Below are 19,522 nucleotides of genomic sequence, written 5' to 3'. Positions count from 1 at the left end.
GGTTTTTATTTGGGTTAGGTAAAATAGAGCCAATTTACCCCATTACTCTACGGATTGAATTATTAAGCAACTAGCATAATAAATACCTTTGTATAAGTCTTAAAGGGTGATGCCGGTTGTGAGTGATTTATATACTGCCGAAGGTGTAATTAATAAAAATAGCCTGTGGGAGCGTTATTATCCGCTAATACGACATGAGGCCCTTAAACTGCAAGTAAGACTCCCTGCGAGTGTTGATATTGATGACTTGATCCAAGCTGGCGGCATTGGTTTATTGCATGCATTAGAGCGTTTTGATGTCACGCAAGGTGCGTCATTTGCGACTTATGCAGTACAGCGTATCCGTGGTTCAATGCTCGATGAGTTACGTAGCCGAGACTGGGCGCCGCGCAGCGTACGCCGCCAAGCACGCGAAATGGCGAAAGCGATTGGGGAATTGGAGCAATCCCTAGGCCGTACAGCCACAGAAAGTGAAATTGCAGATGCATTGCAAATCGATATTGTGGAATACCGCCAAGCGTTACTTGATACCAATAATAGCCAACTATTTTCCTATGATGAGTGGCATGAAATTCACGGAGAAAGTTGTGAACCCACCATGGATGAAAACGAGGGGGGCAATCCATTCAATCTATTAATGGAAGCCAATATACGCTCACAAGTAATTGAAGCAATTGAACAATTACCCGAGCGCGAAAAATTGGTACTCACCCTTTATTATCAAGAAGAGCTAAATTTAAAAGAGATTGGGGCTGTACTGGAAGTGGGGGAGTCGCGCGTTAGTCAATTACATAGCCAAGCAATAAAACGACTGCGCGGCCGTTTAAAATCGCTCACGGAATAAACAAGAATGCGGCAATCTGCCGCAGATAATTTAATATCCAGTTAAATCGCTTTTACACCGATATAGTTAACGGACCAAATGACGTTAAAGCTTAATTGGTTAACTTACTTCTATAGGGTAATGACCAATTTTCCTGCTGAGAGGGATCATTTTTGATGGAATGGATTAATGTGTCATTAAAGCGATAGCAAACGAGGTGATTGAATAGACAGAGGGCAAATAATGGCTTCCTACTGTTTTATTTGCAGAAAGCCATTATCATCGTTATAAATTGGCGGCTTCAGCAATAAGTTTACCGAGCTCATCCCAGCTTTCACTGTCTATTAAGTGATTAGGCACCATCCATGAACCACCACAAACCAATACAGATGGTAAGGCAGTATAATCTTTAATATTTTTAGGGCCGATCCCACCAGTAGGCATAAAGCTCACTGGATAAACTGCGCTTAATGCTTTTAACATCGCAACACCGCCTGAAGCTTCTGCGGGGAAGAATTTAACGGTAGTTAAATTAAATTCTAATGCTTGTTCAACAAGACTCGGGTTGTTCAGACCAGGAATGATAATGACATTTTTTTGTTGGCAGTAAGCAACGATTTTAGGGTTAAAACCTGGACTCACAATAAAATCAACCCCAGCTTCAATAGCCTGATCGACTTGCTGAGTTGTTAATACGGTGCCTGCACCGATTAAGATTTCAGGGTAAGCTGCACGCATGTTTTTAATCGCTTGAACCGCCGCTGAGGTACGAAACGTCACTTCAGCACAAGGTAAGCCATTTTCGACTAATGTTTTAGCAAGCGCTGCGCCATGCTGTGCATTATTAATAGTAATAACGGGAACAACACTGATTTTTTTTAATTTCTCAATTAATCGATTCATGATTACGCCTTTTGGGATTGATTTAATGTCATTTGGGGCATGGCATCGTTAGGGATAATGGCACCGCGATGTTGGATCACTGTCCCAGCAAGAAGATGACCTGTACTGGCAGCTTCGGCAGGTGTTCCTCCTAAAATGCGACAAGCCAGATAGCCTGCACTGAAAGAGTCACCCGCAGCAGTGGTATCAACAACATTGCTCACTTGATCCGCAGGGATCTCTTGTTGTTGATTATCGATAACGATATAGCAGGGTTTTTCGCCTCGTTTAATGATGATTTCATTGACGCCATATTGTTGAGCACGAGCGATAGACTGATTTTCATGCTGATCGCCATATAACAGTTGCTCATCATCAAAGGTCAAGAAAGCCATATCTGTCAGCGCAAGCATATGTTGATAAGCCGCTTGGGCAGCTTCAATAGACGGCCATAATGCAGGACGATAATTATTATCAAAGATAATTTTCGCACCAGATTGGCGCGCCGTCTCAAGTAAAGTAAACAATAAATTGCGCGTGGGTTCAGGTAAAATGGCTAAGCTAACACCGCTTAGGTAGATGAATTGTTGTTGGTTGAGTAATTGCTGAGTGTCAGATGCGGTTTGTTCATTCAACCAATATTTAGCTGCTGAATTATCGCGCCAGTAGAAAAAACGACGCTCGCCATCAGCTGAGGTTTCAATCAAATATATGCCGGGCAGGTGTCTATCTGAGATAACAACGTGATCGGTATTGATGCCTTCTTTTTGCCAGCTGGTTAACATTTGCTGGCTAAAAGGATCTTGACCAAGTCCGGTTAAATAGCGTGTCATCACACCGAAAGAAGCGGTGATGCGAGCAAGGTAGAGTGCAGTATTGAGCGTATCCCCTCCAAAGGTTTGTTTAAATAATTCCCCTGATTTCTGTAACTCAACCATGCATTCACCGATAATGGCAACTTGTAGAGTTTTAGCCATGTTTGTTTACCACCTGCATTTTATTGTCATTCTAAAAATCATCATTGAATGGTTGTCATTAAAGCCCATTTTTTAGGTAACTTCAATAAAAATGAAACGGTGTTTTAAAAAATTAGAATCGCTGTTCTTGTTTTTTATAAGGGGGTTCTCTATGCTGTGTAGCAGTCAATAAAATGGCATATACTCGTCGTGCTTCAAGTCGCGGGGTTTTTCGTTAAAGGGTGGTGATTGTCACCTATCTGCAACTTGAATTATTTTGAGTCTATAAGGAATGGTTAATAATGACGGATAATGTCACGCAAACAGACGCGGTATCTTCTGTAGTGAAAGTATTCAGTATCCTGAGCGCATTAGGAGAGCAAAAAGAGATCGGGGTATCTGAACTCTCCCAACGCTTATTCATGTCAAAAGCGACAACTTATCGCTTTTTACAGACCATGAAACAACTGGGATATGTGGTACAAGAAGGGGAAGCGGATAAATATTCTCTGACACTTAAATTATTTGAATTAGGTGCTAAATCGCTAGAGTATGTTGATTTAATTGAAATTGCTGATAAAGAAATGCGCCATATTGGTCAATTAACTCATGAGGCATTACATCTTGGTGCATTTGATGATAATGCGATTATTTATATTCATAAAATTGATTCTAGCTATAATTTACGCATGTATTCGCGAGTTGGACGACGTAATCCTTTGTATTGTACCGCTATTGGTAAAGTGCTGTTAGCTTGGCAAGATGAAGAGATTGTCAAAGGAATATTAGAACAGATTGAATTTGTTAGAAAAACAGAGACGACATTATTGAATGCAAATCAGCTAACGGTTGAATTAGCGATGGTGCGAGAACAAGGTTACGCAGAGGATAGAGAAGAACAAGAGCTAGGGCTACGTTGTGTTGCCGTGCCTATTTATGATCGTTTAGGGCAAGTTATTGCAGGATTATCAATATCTTTCCCAACTATTCGTTTTGATGAACAACAACTAGACGATTATGTGAGTTTATTAAAGGTGGCGGGACGTAATATTTCTGAGAAAATGGGGTATCATAATTACCCATTATAGTTGCGGTGTTGTTGAGTATGCTCACTTGCCGGCTCACTGTATTTTGAATGATTTAAAGCCTCGAAGGCTATTATCCATTAAACTTTGTGTGGTTAACAATTTAGTCATAAAAAAACAAATAAAATCAATCGATTGAAATTTGATGAAAATATCATTCATCTGTTGATAAATCGTCCATTAATGCGAGTTTTTTTAAGATAAAACTCGCCATTTCATTCGTCATATCTATAATTTTTGATAATTTTATTATCAAGATATGATTATGTTTAAAAGCTTATTAATATTCAGCATATTTATTATTTCCGTTCCAAGTATGGCAACGGATTATACCTTCAAAGAAAAGTCTCCCGCAGATCGCGTATATAGTGAAAACTATCAAGGTATTGATACTGTCAAACAGCAACAACGTTTCGTTTTTGATCCTAAAAAGAAGATCCCTGAAGCGGAGCGTCATTATGAAGATTTACTGGCTGAAAAGCAGCAACAAGGTAATACTTGGGGAAATTGGAATAATGATCTCTGTCATCGCTCTGTTGTCACCAAGGGATGTACTGGTGAACTTACATGGCTGCATGATCCTGAACAGCTCAAACAGATGATTGAACAAGCAAGGAAATAAGGAAAGGCGCGATAGTGCCTTTCCTTAGGTTTTCATAACTCATCATTTAAATTGATTATTTAAGAGCATTGACAAAGCGTTCCGTATATTCAAAATCCTTGGTTTGTGCTGAGTTTCCTGAGTAGGACGCTGATGCTGATTCACCAACGCCAACTCTATCGCGGGTTAAACTCCATATTGAAATTAAGTTCACTCCATTGGTTTTTGCAAAACTACTTAGGGTATTAATATCATCAAAGTTAAACATAGATTTATCATCATTAAGGCCGATCATTGGTGTGACTTGTACTAAATCATATAGCTCCGTATCTGTCAGTGTTGGGTAGTAAATTTTTAATTGGTTTTTTAGACTGCTTGCTACATCAACCGCTGCTTGTCCCATATTTTTATCAGTTCCTTGACCATAATCCATTGCCATACCATTAACTTTCATTTTTAAACCCGCATTAACGGATTTTTGTACTAAGGCTAACCCTTTTGTAACAAGGCCATATGGCATGACCGGTAATGTGAGACTTAAAACGATATCAGGGTTATTTTTCATGATGGTGACTAATGCGCTAAAAGCTTTATCGGCATCGTATAAATCATTTTCGAAATCAAAGTCCAGTTGTGAAGCGCCAAGCGTATCAATCACGTCTTGGTAGGTGGCAATAAGTTGCTCAACGGTTTGTCTAACTGAAATATCATAGTTAGCAGCCCCTCCAAAGGACACTATCACTTTGATATTGGCATCAATCAAGGCATCACAAAATGGTTTAGCCCAAGAGATAGGCATACTTGAGTATGCTCCCCATGCAGCATTATTATTCGCATCCGCAGTTAAAAAAGCTAAGTAAACACCATCAACGCCTTTACTGATCGCAGCTTGGCTATCTTTAGGGTTTGGTTTACCGTTGGGGGAAAGTGGATCATTCCAAATCGCATCAACAGTCACATCAAAATAAGGTGAAAACAGTGTTTTTTTCATCATCATTTCTCTTTCAATAGCGGAAATTTTTCCTGCTTACATTGGGTCGTTAACGATAAAATTACGCCATATTCATTGGTTAAATGATGAAGACATTAATGACTTGTCATGAAATTTATTGGAAAAACGTGCAGGCCGTTGCAAGCCTAAAAAGGACTCAAACGAGTCCTTTTTAGGTAGTACGGTTAGTTAGTTTCAGGGAAAGTTAGTGTTGAACCGGGGGCTTCACGGCTTAAGTGAATAAAGTTAAGGTGTTTTTCATATTGATCTAAGATATCACTGATCACTTGTTCTTTAGTAAAGTCCATTAAATCATTACCTTGAGTTCCTTCCCATAAAAAGGTTTCTAATCGGTAATAGTGTGATTTCCCTGAGCGTGCTCGATAGGTGAAACCCGGTACTGAATAGCGTTGAGGCCAAATTTGATAAATAAAGTTTTGCTCTTCAACTAAATCGACAACCAGCTCTAAATGGTTTAATCGCTCATCTGCAACCGGTGGAAGGCTATTAAATTCAACCTTTGCACCCCGCAGTGATAGCTCTTTTGCCACTTCTTGCATGGCCGGTACGCACACAAGATCGAGCATCCTTTGGGTATAAGTGGTTCCAGGGAAATTCATCACTCGACCAAGGCGCTGTTTCCAGTTTAATTTGCCATTGCCATATAAAGGCGCAGGTGCGCTGGTCGTTAATGAACTGACACGTCTAAAATCTTCAACTTTTAATGACTTATATAGACCCGCCATGATAAAGAAAATCACAAAACTAAATGGTAAACCCATGATCACGGTCGTGTTCTGTAAAGCAGAAACACCATCGGTCATCAACATACCAAGGGTTAATAAACCGATGGCGATTGACCAAAAAATACGCAACCAGTTTGGCGCATCATTGTTAATATCGCTTAAATTAGAGGTGAAATTACCAAGTACTAAGGAGCCTGAGTCAGCAGATGTCACGTAAAATAACAAGCCAGTGATGGTGGCGACAGAAGCGGTTAAGCCAAAACCCGGGTAAAGCTCAAGTAGTGAGTAAAAGCCCTTCTCGGGAGCGGCAAGAACGGTTTCGGCGAGCGCTTTATTACCATGAATGATTTCATAGAGTGCGCTATTACCAAAAATGGATAGCCAAAGCAGGGTGAATACAAATGGAATGATCAAGGTGCCAATAACGAATTGGCGTATAGTGCGTCCGCGGGAAATACGTGCAAGAAAGAGCCCTACAAATGGTGACCATGCAACCCACCACGCCCAGAAAAAGAGCGTCCAGCTATTCATCCAATCCGTTGGTCTATCAAAAGCGAAGCTGTTAAGGGTCATACCCATAAAGCGGTTAATATAGTCGCCGACATTCAGTACTAAGGCATTGAGTAAGAATTCAGTATCACCAACAAAGAGAATAAATAAGATCAAACCAAAAGCCAGTAACACATTTAGCTCAGATAAAACGCGGATCCCTTTATTAACCCCTGAAGTTGCTGAAATTACAGCCATAATAACGGAAAGTAGGATCAATCCACCTTGAGCGGCCAGCCCCTGTGGGATATCGAATAGGACTTTCAACCCATAGTTAAGCTGTACAACACCGATGCCTAATGTGGTTGCAATTCCAAAGATGGTACCAATAACGGCGGCAATATCGACGGTGTGGCCAATTGGCCCGTAAATTCGTTTACCAAATATAGGATATAGCGCGGAGCGAATGGTTAAAGGTAAATTATATCGATAACTAAAATACCCCAGAGCGATCCCCATCAATGCGTACATAGACCAGCCCGTCAGGCCATAGTGGAATAGGGTCCACACCATCGACTGACGGGCTGCTTCTAATGTTTGCCCTTCGCCAGTTGGCGGTAGCATATACTGTGTCACAGGCTCTGCTACAGAGAAGAACATCAGGTCAATACCGATCCCTGCTGCAAATAACATTGCAGACCAACTGAGCACACTGAATTCAGGCTTAGATTGCTCGGGCCCTAACTTGATATTACCAAACCGTGAGGTGGCGATAAAAATCACAAACACGATATACAAGGTTGCTGCTAATAAATAATACCAACCAAATGTTTTGGATACCCAGCCTAGCGTGGCAACGATCCATTGATTGGCGGTTTCGGTCATGAGTATGGTGAAAAATGAAAACGCTAGGATTAACCCAGCGGAATAGAAAAAAACCACAGAATTCAGTTTGTCTTTCTGCTGATTTTTTGGACTGTTTTGAGTTGTCATCGGCAGTTCCACAATTTTATTTGTTTAAAAGTTAAAAGTTGCATTCTTTACTAACTGTTTGAATTTTTAGCAAAGATTCAAATTTTCACGGCTATCCTCTCCTTACGTTTGTAAAATCTTTGTGATAAAATATAGTTAATATTGATTGAATGTTCAATTAAAAAAAAGTTTAATAATAGTGTTCACTGTATTTTTTAGGTTTAGAGATCATGCCGAAGATAGGAATGCAATCGATACGTAAGCAGCAGCTAATTCAAGCCACACTTGAAGTGATTAATGAGGTTGGAATGCAGGAAGCTAGCATCGCATTAATTGCTCGCAAAGCGGGAGTATCAACAGGAATTATTAGCCATTACTTCCGCGATAAAAATGGTTTATTAGAGGCCACAATGCGCCATATTCAGTACCAGCTCGGTTTTGCTGTTGCAATGCGTTTAAGGATGTTGAGCCATGCCGAGCCTAAGCAACGCATTCAAGCTATTGTGGAAGGTAACTTTGATCCTTCACAGATCAGTGAAGCGGCAATGAAAACATGGTTAGCGTTTTGGGCAAGCAGTATGCATCAACGCAATTTAAATCGCTTACAACAGGTCAATGATAGACGGTTATATTCAAACTTAAGTTATGAGTTTGCGCGTGTGCTGGATAAGCAATCGGCACGTATGGCTGCAAAAGGCCTAGCAGCGTTGATTGATGGGATTTGGTTACGTAGCGCGTTAAGCAACGAAACATTTCCACTACAGGATGCATTAACCATTACCAACGAATACATCGATATGCAATTTGAACGACATGGTCAGAGCTAAGCCTTAGCTTTAATCGAAGGAGATATTATGCACCAATCCCAATTACATAAACTCTATATCCACGGTGGATATGTGGATAGTTCACAACCTGAGTGTGAGCAGTTTGATGCAATTAACCCAGCAAATGGTGAAGTGATCGCACGTTTACAATCAGCTAGCCATGAAGATATTAATTGGGCGGTGGAAAGTGCTCATCAAGGGCAAAAAATTTGGGCGGCAATGACGGCAATGGAACGTTCACGTATTTTGCGTCGAGCCGTTGATTTATTGCGTGAACGTAACGAAGAACTCGCTCAACTTGAAACATTGGATACAGGTAAACCGATATCAGAAACCCGTTATGTCGACATTGTAACAGGTGCAGATGTGTTGGAGTATTACGCAGGTCTGATCCCCGCTTTAGAAGGGGAGCAGATACCTTTGCGTGATAGCTCATTCGTTTATACACGCCGTGAACCACTGGGGGTTGTTGCTGCGATTGGCGCATGGAATTACCCTATTCAAATTGCTCTGTGGAAATCGGCTCCCGCCTTAGCTGCTGGTAATGCAATGGTGTTCAAACCCAGTGAGGTCACCTCATTAACTGCACTTAAATTAGCTGAAATTTATACCGAAGCAGGCCTACCCGCTGGCGTATTTAATGTTGTTACTGGTGGCGCCGAAATTGGGCAATGGCTATCAGAACATTCAGGTATCGCTAAGGTTTCGTTTACAGGTGGTGTTGCGACAGGCAAAAAAGTCATGGCAAATGCATCTGGCTCGACACTTAAAGAAGTGACAATGGAGCTAGGTGGTAAATCACCCTTGATCATTTTTGATGATGCCGATCTCGATATCGCCGCAGATATTGCCATGATGGCTAATTTTTACAGCTCAGGGCAAGTCTGTACTAATGGGACGCGAGTGTTTGTGCCTGAAGCATTAAAACAGAAATTTGAAGCTAAAATCCAACAACGTGTAGGGCGTATTCGAATTGGTTCGCCGGTTGATCCTGATACCAATTTTGGACCACTTGTCAGTTTCTCTCATATGGAAAATGTCTTGCGCTACATTGAGATAGGTAAACAGCAAGGCGCTACATTACTGTGTGGGGGGGAACGTTTCATTGAAGATGAGTTTGCTCAGGGAGCTTACATATTGCCTACTGTCTTTACCAACTGTACAGATGATATGCGGATCGCCCAAGAGGAAATTTTTGGCCCTGTGATGAGCATTCTCAGTTATCAATCGGAAGATGAAGTGATTGAGCGAGCGAATAATACATTATATGGACTAGCAGCAGGGGTGGTTACCCGTGATATATCACGTGCTCACCGAGTCATTCATCAATTGGAAGCGGGTATTTGTTGGGTTAATACATGGGGCGAATCACCGGCTCAAATGCCTGTTGGCGGTTACAAGCACTCAGGGGTTGGGCGTGAAAATGGCTTAGTCACATTACAAAATTACACTCAAATCAAATCCATTCAAGTTGAGCTCGAGGAATTTTCATCCGTATTTTAATCACTTATTTTTAATTTGACTGAAACAGAGGAGATAACAATGGTCTATGATTACATTATTATCGGTGCTGGTTCAGCCGGTAACGTTCTCGCTACTCGCCTGACAGAAGATCCTGATGTTACTGTGCTGCTCCTTGAAGCTGGAGGACCGGACTATAGGTTCGATTTTCGCACTCAAATGCCGGCGGCATTAGCATATCCGTTACAGGGTCGCCGTTATAACTGGGCTTATGAAACGGAGCCTGAACCTCACATGAATAACCGCCGTATGGAATGCGGCCGAGGCAAGGGGTTAGGCGGCTCTTCGTTAATCAACGGTATGTGTTATATCCGTGGTAATGCATTAGATTTCGATGAATGGGCTAAGGCGCCTGGGTTAGAGGATTGGAACTATCTCAATTGCTTACCGTATTTCCGTAAAGCGGAAACGCGAGATATCGGTGAAAATAGCTATCATGGCGGTGATGGCCCCGTCAGTGTGACGACGCCAAAGCAAGGTAACAATGTGTTATTTCATGCGATGGTTGAGGCTGGTGTACAGGCGGGTTATCCGAGAACCGATGATCTTAATGGTTACCAACAAGAGGGTTTCGGCCCGATGGATAGAACGGTTACCCCGAAAGGCCGTCGTTCTAGTACTGCGAGAGGCTATCTTGATCAGGCTAAGGCACGTAAAAACTTAACTATTATCACCCATGCGACCACTGATTTGATTGAGTTTGAGTCGAAAAAAGCGACGGGGGTGCGTTTTTATCAAGGAAACAGTAAAAACGCGGTTCAAGTTAAGGCGCGTAAAGAGGTGTTATTATGCGCTGGTGCGATTGCTTCACCACAGATATTACAGCGTTCTGGTGTGGGGCCTGAAGAGGTTCTAAAACAGTTCAATATCCCTATCGTACATTCGCTTCCTGGTGTTGGCGAAAATTTACAGGATCACTTGGAGATGTATTTGCAATATGAATGTACGCAACCCGTATCGCTATACCCTGCATTAAAATGGTATAACCAACCCGGTATTGGGGCAGAATGGTTATTTAAAGGCACTGGTATAGGGGCGAGTAATCAGTTTGAAGCTGGCGGTTTTATTCGTACGAGCAAAAAGTTTGCTTGGCCAAATATTCAATTCCATTTCTTGCCAGTCGCAATCAACTACAATGGCAGTAATGCCGTTAACGTACATGGTTTTCAAGCTCATGTTGGCTCCATGCGCTCCCCTAGTCGTGGACGTGTAAGGTTAAAATCAACGGATCCTTATCAACATCCAAGTATCTTGTTTAATTACATGTCATGTGAACAGGATTGGGAGGAGTTTCGTGCAGCAATTCGTATCACGCGTGAAATTATGTCTCAGCCTGCATTAGCACCTTATCGAGGTGAAGAAATTAGTCCTGGTAAGTACGTTCAAACGGATGAGGAATTGGATGCTTTTGTGCGTGAGCGCGCAGAAACCGCATTTCACCCTTGTGGGACGTGTAAAATGGGAAATGATGAGATGGCGGTTGTTGATGGTGCAGGCAAAGTGCATGGCCTTGAAAATTTAAGGGTAATTGATGCATCGATTATGCCGTTGATTATTACAGGCAATTTGAATGCAACAACCATTATGATCGCAGAAAAAATAGCGGATAAAATCCGTGGACGGGCGCCTCTTCCCACAAGCCAAGCAGATTATTATGTTGCTGGTGATGCCGAAACACGCCAAATCTGATGAGTTTACGAAAAAAGCCCTCTATAAAAGAGGGCAAATAAATCGAAAACGAGAACATCTGTATAACATTTATTTTTTACCTACCAGAGCAGACCAGTACACTAGCACTTAGGTAAGATAAAATATTGGGAGCTTGCTCACTATCTAGGTTCACTTAACCGATTTTATTAACCATTCTAAATAGCTGCCATCTACTTGATCTAAATCCAGACAAATCAGTTCAGGTGTTTCATAAGGGTGAATTTCTTTGATTGTCGCAAATAATTTAGATTGGTTTTTGTAGGTAGATTTGATGAATAACATAATTTCTTTGTCTTGGGCTATCCCATCCTCCCATCGATAAAGTGACGTTAGCTCAGGAAGCAGTGACACGCAGGCTGCTAAGTGTTTATCTAATAACAATTGAGCAATTTTTATCGCATTACTTTGGCTGTTTGTCGTGCATAAAATAATACAAGGTTGTAGTTCATTTTTGTAGCTGACATCATTTTTAGTCATTTAAATTCCCTCAGAATAATTGCTTTATTTAGTGTGCATCCATGGTTAAAGGTAGATTAAATAGCCATACTGTGTATGAAGATTAATCAATTGCTAATTGTAATGCAGGGGAAAATAGTTTGATACCTGACGTTTAGAGAGAATTTTAAGGTGATTGTCGTTAATGATTAAGCGAAGGTGAGTTTATTATTTGTACATTATTATTCGTGAAGTGTGAAGGTCATAATTTAGTCGCTTGTAGTGAGTAATAAGATAGAAAATGAATAATTCGATTCAGCCTTCATTTTTACTAGCTGTAATATAAATTATCTAAGTTTTTTTGTATATTGCATACGCCAAAAAGTGATGGTTCTGGAAAATAAATTAGATTTTTCACTTATTTACCCATTCACCGAGTGAAGTGGTGTTTTTTTGATTATAAATTGATGTGTTTATTATTTTAATAATAACAAGGTAAATGAAATGATACCTGTTAGTTAAATTTTTAAGAATGTTTGTTGAATTGATTAATTACCTTTTGTTACTAAATTAAAGTCGTTTTTTATATGTAAAGATGTATAACTCAATGATAACGATCAAAGTCTTTCAACGATATTTAGCTAACATAACTGTAAAGATAAAAATATATTATTAGTACTCGTTATTCTTCCAGCTACAGCGTTTTACATTAAGGTATGTTGTTCATGATTTATTTACTGCCTAGCTGAACTGCGAATTATTTAGAGTACAGTTTTTTGTTTCCATCTTAAAACGTGTATGGATGCCTGACATGAATAAACTGACCCCGTTAAAACCGATACCTACATTGATTGCTGTTGCTATTACCCTCATTATTTGGTTCGTGATCCCTGTTCCCGAAGGTGTTAATCCTGATGCTTGGCATTTATTGGCGCTCTTTGTTGGAACTATTGCGGCGATTATTGGTAAGGCACTTCCTATTGGTGGTGTTTCTATCATTGCTATTGCATTAGTCGCCGTGACGGGGGTGACTAACCCTAATTCGACGAAAGCGGCAATTGCAGATGCATTAAGTGGTTTTTCAAATGATCTTATTTGGCTGATTGGTATTTCTATCATGGTCTCAATGAGTTTAAATAAGACCGGATTAGGGGCTCGAATTGGTTATTATGTGATATCTTTATTTGGTAAAAAAACACTCGGGATCGCTTATTCATTAGCCATTGCAGAAACAGTGCTTGCTCCTGTTACCCCGAGCAATACTGCACGTGGTGGGGGGATCATTCACCCCATAATGCGTTCAATTGCCGATAGTTTTGGCTCTAAAGCCGATGATGGCACCGCAGGAAAAATAGGCCGTTATCTTTCTTTGGTTAACTATAATATTAACCCAATTACTTCTGCGATGTTCATTACTGCAACAGCACCAAACCCGCTTATTGTGAGTCTGATCGTCAGTGAAGCGGGGGGCACACATGAATTGACTTGGTCAATGTGGGCGATTGCTGCTTTTGCTCCAGCTCTGGTTTCACTGATACTGATGCCGCTGGTGATTTATTTCATGTATAAGCCCGAAATAACTTCAACGCCAGATGCGCCAAATTTCGCCAGAGAACGTTTACAGCAGTTAGGGCCAATTTCATTACCTGAAGTGATCACGTTAGGCGTCTTCCTGTTATTGCTATTAATGTGGGCAGGAGTACCTGCGATGCTATTTGGCTCTAGTTATACTATTAACGCGACGACTGCGGCATTTATTGGTCTTGGGATCTTATTGGCCACAGGGGTGATTAATTGGGATGATGTGCTAAAAAATAAAGGTGCGTGGGATACGGTTGTATGGTTTGCTGCGTTAGTGATGATGGCAAGTTTTTTAGGCAAACTCGGCTTAATTAAATGGATGTCGCTCTCAGTGGGCACTTCGATTGATAATATGGGGCTTAGCTGGGTTTGGGGAGCACTTATTTTAGTGCTAATTTATGTCTACTCACATTATTTCTTCGCTAGTACCACCGCACATATTACGGCTATGTTTGGGGCATTTTTTGCAGCAGGCTTGGCGTTAGGTGCGCCACCTATGTTGTTAGGTTTAACATTAGCATTCTCATCATCACTGATGATGTCATTAACGCATTACGGAACAGGTACGGCACCGATTATCTTTGGGTCTGGTTATGCGACTTTAGGGGAGTGGTGGAAAGCGGGATTTGTGATGAGCGTTGTTAACCTAATTATTTGGATAGGTTTAGGTAGTATTTGGTGGAAATTCCTCGGTTATTGGTGATTAATTAGCCCATAAAACCCAGATAGCAATAGCCATCTGGGTTTTATATTTTAAATCGCCTAGCTTATTAACAGGATCAATAGAAAACTGCCAACACAAGCAATCAGCATTATTTGCAGCCAACTCGCTTTTGATGAATTCTTCCATAATAAATTGATTTCGTCTGGATGAGCATATTTACGCGCACGGATGGCATTTTTGGTATTTTTAATTAATTCAAACTGGCTGAGCGAATCTTTGTGTGTACAGTTCATCATGTCCACCTTGATTTATGTGTTTTACTATATGGCTATTATCTCACTCGGCAGAATGAGAAAAATTGACCAATCTGTTACAAGATTTCCTCATTTAATGAGTCGAAAAATGAAAATGTTTTAGTCAAACAGACAATAGACCGTGTCAGCCGTATTTAAGAGGAAGAATTTGAGCTGTGAACGTCATATTTAGAGAGCGAATTCGCGAGCGACGATAAAATATCCATTGGCATTTAGCCGATAGTTAGTATGATTATCGCTAACACATCGTATTAACTGGTATCAATGCCAATGCATTCCCAAAGAAAAGCTGAATTATTTTTAGTCTTAACCACATTTATTGCCGCGTGGGGATGGGTTTTTTCACGAGAGGCAGTGCAGGGAATGCCCATATTTGCTTTTCTCGGCAGTCGTTTCTTATTGGCTGCAATCATCTTATTGCCATTCTGTGGTGGCAAGCGTAATCAATTTCGCTTACGACAACTGCCTAGCGCTTTAATGACCGGTGGTTGGATGGCGCTAAACCTCGCACTATGGATATACGCTGTTGCGACGACAGATTCTATTGGCGAGGGAGCATTTATCATGAGCTTGGCAATGTTATTTGTCCCTTTAGTTGGATGGATTATTTTAAAAATTCGTCCCTCACGCTATTTTTGGCAAGCTCTGCCTATCGCGGTACTCGGACTCGCTTGTTTGACGTTATTTAAAGGACAAATCCAGTTTAAAAGCAGCCAACTGTGGTTTTTAGCCGCGGCAATCGTTCAGGCTATCTATTTTTGTTATACCAGCCTATATGCACGCAGCTTGCCAGTATTGCCATTAACAGCGATTCAATTGGCTTGCACAGGCGTTATTGGTTTGGTGTTATCCTTATTATTGGAACAATGGCCAACAACGATTTCAGCATCGACATTAGCGTGGTTTGCCGCTAGCGCGATCATTGCTACCAGTTTGCGTTTTATATTGCAATTAGTGGGGCAAAAAAATACAACAGCAGCCAACGCAGCCATTATTATGATTTTAGAGCCAGTGATGACGGTGTTTGTTGCAGCTTTTTGGTATCACGAAAGGATGCCTGCGATCCAAATTATCGGCTGTGTGCTTATTTTAAGCGCATTATTTTATTATCGCTGGCGCTCTTTCCGCGCCTTATCCAATTAAGATTTTTATTAAAACGTTACTTATGATAGAGATTTTTTATATTAAAGCAGCTATGATTATTTACATAAGAACGGTGTGGGGGATTAATCTAAATAAGATTAATATCAATACAATCCAAATAGATAATAGGCTTAGAATGAAAAAGATCGCTTTAGTTTTGGGTATGGCTGGTGTGATGACGTTATTGGCGGCATGTTCAGATGATAAAGCTGAAATTGCTGAGTATAAAGCAAGTTTTGTAAGCGACTGTGTTAAGGCATCAGGTAGCCCAGCGGGTGAAACTGCGGATGCAATTAGTGCAATTTGTGGTTGCGCATACGATAAAACAATAGAAAAATACGGTTTAAAAGAATTTAAACGTATTGAAGGTGAATTAGCCAAATCTGCAACAGCGGAGCCTGATTTTCAGAAATCAATGATTGAATTCGTCAATCAATGTACTAAGAACGACCGTTAATTTAACCGCAATGAAAACCACAACATCAGTCCAAATAATGTGTTGTGGTTTTTTATTTATTTAAATATATTTGCCATCTTTTCAGTTACAATATTTTTCATTGAATACTGATAATTTCGCCCATATTTTATTCAATTGTTGCTTAGAATATCTCTAATTATGAATTATTTTGAGTATAACGATTTAAATTGATGTGGTGCACTGCGTAAATACTGTGGTGCGACGCGAATGTTTTCAGATAATTGTGCCGCAGCATGCCATGGCCAGCGTGGGTCATACAGCATCCCTCTACCTATCGCGATAAAATCTGCTTGCCCCGTTGCAATAATCGCCTCTGCTTGAGCTGGCTCAGTGATCAAACCCACGGCAATAACGGGCATCATGGTATGTTCATTGATTGCTTGTGCAAAGGGAACTTGATAGTTTGGACCAACTGGGATCTGCTGTTTATCTGATAACCCACCTGATGACACATGCATGTAATCGCAACCGAGCTCTTCAAGCTGTTCAGTTAATTCAATTGCTTCAGGTAAATCCCAACCGCCATCAACCCAGTCTGTTGCTGAAATACGAATACCCACCGCGATTTCAGAGGTAACTGCTTGGCGAACTGCACGGAACACTTCGATCAGCAATCGGCTGCGATTTTCAAAACTACCGCCATATTCATCTTGTCGTTGATTGGATAAAGGTGAGAGAAATTGATGCAATAAATAACCGTGTGCAGCGTGAATTTCAATGACATCAAATCCTGCATATTCCGCGCGCTTAGCGGCATCAACAAATTGTTGTACCGTTTCCGCGATTTGCGCTTGGCTTAATTCGCAAGGTGGATAAGATTGCCCAAATGCTATATTTGAGGCTGATACAGTTTGCCAGCCATGTGGCTCTGTACTGGATAAACTTTTACCACCGACCCAAGGTAAATCAGTGGATGCCTTTCTACCTGCATGAGCAATTTGAATACCAAGACGTGCATCGGCAAATTGCCTAATGTCGTTTAGCATTTTTTTCAGCGCATTAGCTTGTTCATCATTCCAGATACCTAAATCTTGGTAGGTGATCCGTCCGACAGGTGTTATCGCACTCGCTTCAACAATAACTAGAGCCGCACCTGAAAGCGCTAAATTCATATAATGTGCGTTATGCCACGCAGTTGGCATGCCATCAATAGCTGAGTATTGGCACATTGGTGGAACAATAATCCTATTGTTTAAAGAGATTTGCCCCAAAGAGGAAGGTGAAAATAGGAAGCTCATTATTGTATTCCTTAATTAATAACCTTAATCAAACAGATCTTAAAAGAATACAAATAAATACATCATGATGCTGTGCGATAGATGTGATTTTGCTATTAAATTTTTTACCGTGGAGCCACAACAGAATGCAAGCAGGGAAGTAAAAATTTGAGTGCTAAGCAAAAAAGTATAAATTTCTGCCGCTACCAATTAATTTAAGGGATGAAATATCAAAAAAAAGTAGAAAAGATAAAATCGCTTAATAATTGCAAATAAATATTCCCATATAATCGCTAAGTTAGTGATTAAACAAATAAAACACAAATTGCTTTGGTCTTAATTTGCGCTAATGGTTTTAATGGTGTTAAAAGAGTTTTAACCTGTGTTTTTATTTTAAATAGCGATTTTAGTTACTGATTTGCGGATGTTTTCCTCGCAAAAAAATATATTCGTACTTGCTAAATTTAGGTCGCTTTATATAAGGTCTAAAAACGAATCCTATTTAATCAAAGATAAATAATATTCAGATAAATATTTTAGCGTTTCATTATTCACCTGAAAAAATAATTCTAATAAGGAACTCAATGTGCTTACGATTATTGGTATCTTGATCATTCTTTCTATTGTGACCTTACTGATGATGGGAAAAGTTAGCCCAATCATTGCAATGTCGTGTATTCCTTTTATTGGTGCCCTAATCGCAGGTTACTCAATACCTGAAATTTCTACTTTTTTCGAAAGTGGTATCAATAAAGTCTCCAAAGTGGCAGCGATGTTTTTGTTTGCCATTCTATTTTTTAGCTTAATGAAAGACTTACATATTTTTGACCCGATTATTCGTTTGATGGTCAAAATGACTCGTGGCAATGTGATCATCGTCTGTGTGATGACTACGTTAATTGCGGGTGTTGTACACTTAGATGGTTCTGGTGCTGCTACCTTTTTAATTATTATTCCTGCATTACTGCCACTTTATCGTCAATTAGGCATGAGCCCTTATTTGATGTTGCTACTCATGTGTACCAGTATGGGGATCATGAACATGGTTCCATGGGGAGGACCACTCGGTCGTGCATCAGCAGTGACAGGCATTGACGCATCAACTTTATGGCAAGGTCTGATCCCTGTACAGATTATTGGTATGGTTGGAGCTGCTATTTTCGCCGCATTAATGGGGGTACGTGAAAAACGTCGTATTGCAGCCGCGGCACAAAAGGGCACAACACCTTATTTAGCGGACTCATTGTTACCTGCAAATGAGCAATTCTCAGATGTGGAGCAACAAATTAATAAACCGCAAAAACCATGGATTAATGGTGGATTGATTATTGCCTCAATTATTTGTTTGGCCTTTGGTTTATTATCAGCGCCTTATGTATTTATGATTGCGTTGTCGATAGCCTTATTGGTGAACTTCCCGAATCCAAAAGACCAAATGAAAGTCTTGTCTCAACATGCGCCACAAGCGCTGGGTATGGTCGCGATTATATTGGCCGCAGGGGCTTTCCTTGGAATTTTATCTGATGGTGGCATGTTAAAATCAATCGCTGAAGATTTAACCGCTATCTTACCAACCGAGTGGGTGTCGAAAATTCATATTTTCGTGGGGATCCTCGGTGTACCAATGGATATTTTCACCAGTACAGATGCATACTATTTCGCTTTACTCCCTATTATTCAACAAATAGCTGAAACAGCTGGCGTCGACCCATCCGCAGTGGTTTATGCGATGGCGATTGGTAACAATGCAGGAACCTTTGTTAGCCCATTCTCTCCTGCTGCATGGTTAGCGATGGGGCTGGCTGGGATCGATATGGGACGCCATTTACGTTATTCGTTTGGATGGATTTGGTTATTTAGCTTCTTTACATTAGGTATTGGTGCATTACTTGGCCTATATTAATTTAATCTCCTTTATTTAATTCGTTGAGACCGCAGTGATAACGCTGCGGTTTTTCATTTATATGCTCTAAATAATGTGAGATCCAGCGAGATGACAAGTTGATGAGAGGCTAGGAGCCTACTTCAGCATGTGGCTGCGTGCGTGAACATAACCACTATATCTCAATATAATGCGTGGCCACTTA

General features: G+C 40.5%; 17 protein-coding genes. 10 read left to right on the top strand and 7 right to left on the bottom strand.

What is annotated here, in order from left to right; translation table 11 throughout:
- Window positions 1–118: 118 nt before the first annotated feature.
- Complete coding sequence (locus M1E96_RS13015) at window positions 119–844, top strand: RNA polymerase sigma factor FliA (RefSeq protein ID WP_081335884.1); 726 nt, start codon at window positions 119–121, stop codon at window positions 842–844.
- Between the two features lie 264 nt (window positions 845–1,108).
- Here M1E96_RS13015 and M1E96_RS13010 read toward each other — a convergent pair whose 3' ends face one another.
- Window positions 1,109–1,726, bottom strand: coding sequence for a bifunctional 4-hydroxy-2-oxoglutarate aldolase/2-dehydro-3-deoxy-phosphogluconate aldolase (locus M1E96_RS13010; RefSeq protein WP_140182393.1), 618 nt, complete (start codon window positions 1,724–1,726; stop codon window positions 1,109–1,111).
- A 2-nt stretch (window positions 1,727–1,728) separates the two neighbouring features.
- Window positions 1,729–2,682, bottom strand: coding sequence for a sugar kinase (locus M1E96_RS13005; RefSeq protein WP_369427101.1), 954 nt, complete (start codon window positions 2,680–2,682; stop codon window positions 1,729–1,731).
- Between the two features lie 281 nt (window positions 2,683–2,963).
- Here M1E96_RS13005 and kdgR point away from each other — a divergent pair, with 281 nt between their 5' ends.
- Window positions 2,964–3,749, top strand: a complete 786-nt coding sequence (gene kdgR / locus M1E96_RS13000) for a DNA-binding transcriptional regulator KdgR (protein WP_319068549.1) — start codon at window positions 2,964–2,966, stop codon at window positions 3,747–3,749.
- A gap of 262 nt (window positions 3,750–4,011) precedes the next feature.
- Window positions 4,012–4,368 carry a hypothetical protein gene (locus M1E96_RS12995; RefSeq protein ID WP_369427100.1) on the top strand — a complete coding sequence of 119 codons (357 nt, stop codon included), beginning with the start codon at window positions 4,012–4,014 and terminating at the stop codon, window positions 4,366–4,368.
- Between the two features lie 55 nt (window positions 4,369–4,423).
- Here the strand turns inward: M1E96_RS12995 and M1E96_RS12990 are convergent, their stop codons facing one another.
- Both M1E96_RS12990 and M1E96_RS12985 read right to left on the bottom strand, forming a co-directional pair.
- The gene (locus tag M1E96_RS12990) at window positions 4,424–5,341 is read right to left on the bottom strand and encodes a chitinase (protein WP_369427099.1); all 918 of its coding nucleotides are present in this window, start codon (window positions 5,339–5,341) and stop codon (window positions 4,424–4,426) included.
- A gap of 182 nt (window positions 5,342–5,523) precedes the next feature.
- Entirely contained in the window at window positions 5,524–7,566 is a 2,043-nt protein-coding gene (locus M1E96_RS12985; protein ID WP_070926157.1) for a choline transporter, read from the bottom strand.
- A 209-nt stretch (window positions 7,567–7,775) separates the two neighbouring features.
- Between M1E96_RS12985 and betI the strand changes: the two genes are divergently transcribed.
- From betI to betA, 3 genes are read left to right on the top strand one after another with little or no spacing between them, the layout of a single operon-like run.
- Complete coding sequence (betI, locus tag M1E96_RS12980) at window positions 7,776–8,372, top strand: transcriptional regulator BetI (RefSeq protein ID WP_272579614.1); 597 nt, start codon at window positions 7,776–7,778, stop codon at window positions 8,370–8,372.
- A gap of 27 nt (window positions 8,373–8,399) precedes the next feature.
- On the top strand, window positions 8,400–9,875 hold the full coding sequence (gene betB / locus M1E96_RS12975) for a betaine-aldehyde dehydrogenase (protein ID WP_272579615.1): 1,476 nt from the start codon (window positions 8,400–8,402) through the stop codon (window positions 9,873–9,875).
- Window positions 9,876–9,914: 39 nt separating this feature from the next.
- Window positions 9,915–11,582 carry a choline dehydrogenase gene (gene betA, locus M1E96_RS12970; protein ID WP_272579616.1) on the top strand — a complete coding sequence of 556 codons (1,668 nt, stop codon included), beginning with the start codon at window positions 9,915–9,917 and terminating at the stop codon, window positions 11,580–11,582.
- A 150-nt stretch (window positions 11,583–11,732) separates the two neighbouring features.
- On the opposite strand, the gene cutA is transcribed toward betA, so the two are convergent.
- The gene (cutA, locus tag M1E96_RS12965) at window positions 11,733–12,080 is read right to left on the bottom strand and encodes a divalent-cation tolerance protein CutA (RefSeq protein WP_070926163.1); all 348 of its coding nucleotides are present in this window, start codon (window positions 12,078–12,080) and stop codon (window positions 11,733–11,735) included.
- Window positions 12,081–12,849: 769 nt separating this feature from the next.
- On the opposite strand from cutA, the gene M1E96_RS12960 reads away from it, so the two are divergent.
- A complete protein-coding gene (locus M1E96_RS12960; protein ID WP_318705825.1) occupies window positions 12,850–14,322 on the top strand; it encodes a DASS family sodium-coupled anion symporter in 1,473 nt (490 codons plus the stop codon).
- 59 nt (window positions 14,323–14,381) lie between these two features.
- On the opposite strand, the gene M1E96_RS12955 is transcribed toward M1E96_RS12960, so the two are convergent.
- Window positions 14,382–14,576, bottom strand: coding sequence for a 3-oxoacyl-ACP synthase (locus tag M1E96_RS12955; RefSeq protein ID WP_337979409.1), 195 nt, complete (start codon window positions 14,574–14,576; stop codon window positions 14,382–14,384).
- Between the two features lie 291 nt (window positions 14,577–14,867).
- Between M1E96_RS12955 and M1E96_RS12950 the strand changes: the two genes are divergently transcribed.
- Complete coding sequence (locus M1E96_RS12950) at window positions 14,868–15,740, top strand: DMT family transporter (protein ID WP_070926167.1); 873 nt, start codon at window positions 14,868–14,870, stop codon at window positions 15,738–15,740.
- 136 nt (window positions 15,741–15,876) lie between these two features.
- On the top strand, window positions 15,877–16,197 hold the full coding sequence (locus tag M1E96_RS12945; RefSeq protein ID WP_070926170.1) for a hypothetical protein: 321 nt from the start codon (window positions 15,877–15,879) through the stop codon (window positions 16,195–16,197).
- A gap of 164 nt (window positions 16,198–16,361) precedes the next feature.
- Here the strand turns inward: M1E96_RS12945 and M1E96_RS12940 are convergent, their stop codons facing one another.
- Window positions 16,362–17,456 carry an NADH:flavin oxidoreductase/NADH oxidase gene (locus tag M1E96_RS12940; RefSeq protein ID WP_319068544.1) on the bottom strand — a complete coding sequence of 365 codons (1,095 nt, stop codon included), beginning with the start codon at window positions 17,454–17,456 and terminating at the stop codon, window positions 16,362–16,364.
- A gap of 565 nt (window positions 17,457–18,021) precedes the next feature.
- On the opposite strand from M1E96_RS12940, the gene M1E96_RS12935 reads away from it, so the two are divergent.
- Window positions 18,022–19,338, top strand: coding sequence for a CitMHS family transporter (locus M1E96_RS12935; RefSeq protein WP_140182371.1), 1,317 nt, complete (start codon window positions 18,022–18,024; stop codon window positions 19,336–19,338).
- The last annotated feature ends 184 nt before the right edge of the window (window positions 19,339–19,522 follow it).

The organism is Providencia sp. PROV236 (genome assembly GCF_033676985.1).
Lineage (GTDB): Bacteria > Pseudomonadota > Gammaproteobacteria > Enterobacterales > Enterobacteriaceae > Providencia > Providencia manganoxydans.
This window is presented reverse-complemented; position numbering and strand designations above follow the sequence as displayed.

What these genes read in the sequence shown, in the direction of transcription:
- M1E96_RS13010 (WP_140182393.1), bottom strand. Translation starts at nt 1,726, where the DNA reads ATGAATCGATTAATTGAGAAATTAAAAAAAATCAGTGTTGTTCCCGTT.
- M1E96_RS13005 (WP_369427101.1), bottom strand. Translation starts at nt 2,682, where the DNA reads ATGGCTAAAACTCTACAAGTTGCCATTATCGGTGAATGCATGGTTGAG.
- kdgR (WP_319068549.1), top strand. Translation starts at nt 2,964, where the DNA reads ATGACGGATAATGTCACGCAAACAGACGCGGTATCTTCTGTAGTGAAA.
- M1E96_RS12995 (WP_369427100.1), top strand. Translation starts at nt 4,012, where the DNA reads ATGTTTAAAAGCTTATTAATATTCAGCATATTTATTATTTCCGTTCCA.
- M1E96_RS12990 (WP_369427099.1), bottom strand. Translation starts at nt 5,341, where the DNA reads ATGATGAAAAAAACACTGTTTTCACCTTATTTTGATGTGACTGTTGAT.
- M1E96_RS12985 (WP_070926157.1), bottom strand. Translation starts at nt 7,566, where the DNA reads ATGACAACTCAAAACAGTCCAAAAAATCAGCAGAAAGACAAACTGAAT.
- betI (WP_272579614.1), top strand. Translation starts at nt 7,776, where the DNA reads ATGCCGAAGATAGGAATGCAATCGATACGTAAGCAGCAGCTAATTCAA.
- betB (WP_272579615.1), top strand. Translation starts at nt 8,400, where the DNA reads ATGCACCAATCCCAATTACATAAACTCTATATCCACGGTGGATATGTG.
- betA (WP_272579616.1), top strand. Translation starts at nt 9,915, where the DNA reads ATGGTCTATGATTACATTATTATCGGTGCTGGTTCAGCCGGTAACGTT.
- cutA (WP_070926163.1), bottom strand. Translation starts at nt 12,080, where the DNA reads ATGACTAAAAATGATGTCAGCTACAAAAATGAACTACAACCTTGTATT.
- M1E96_RS12960 (WP_318705825.1), top strand. Translation starts at nt 12,850, where the DNA reads ATGAATAAACTGACCCCGTTAAAACCGATACCTACATTGATTGCTGTT.
- M1E96_RS12955 (WP_337979409.1), bottom strand. Translation starts at nt 14,576, where the DNA reads ATGAACTGTACACACAAAGATTCGCTCAGCCAGTTTGAATTAATTAAA.
- M1E96_RS12950 (WP_070926167.1), top strand. Translation starts at nt 14,868, where the DNA reads ATGCATTCCCAAAGAAAAGCTGAATTATTTTTAGTCTTAACCACATTT.
- M1E96_RS12945 (WP_070926170.1), top strand. Translation starts at nt 15,877, where the DNA reads ATGAAAAAGATCGCTTTAGTTTTGGGTATGGCTGGTGTGATGACGTTA.
- M1E96_RS12940 (WP_319068544.1), bottom strand. Translation starts at nt 17,456, where the DNA reads ATGAGCTTCCTATTTTCACCTTCCTCTTTGGGGCAAATCTCTTTAAAC.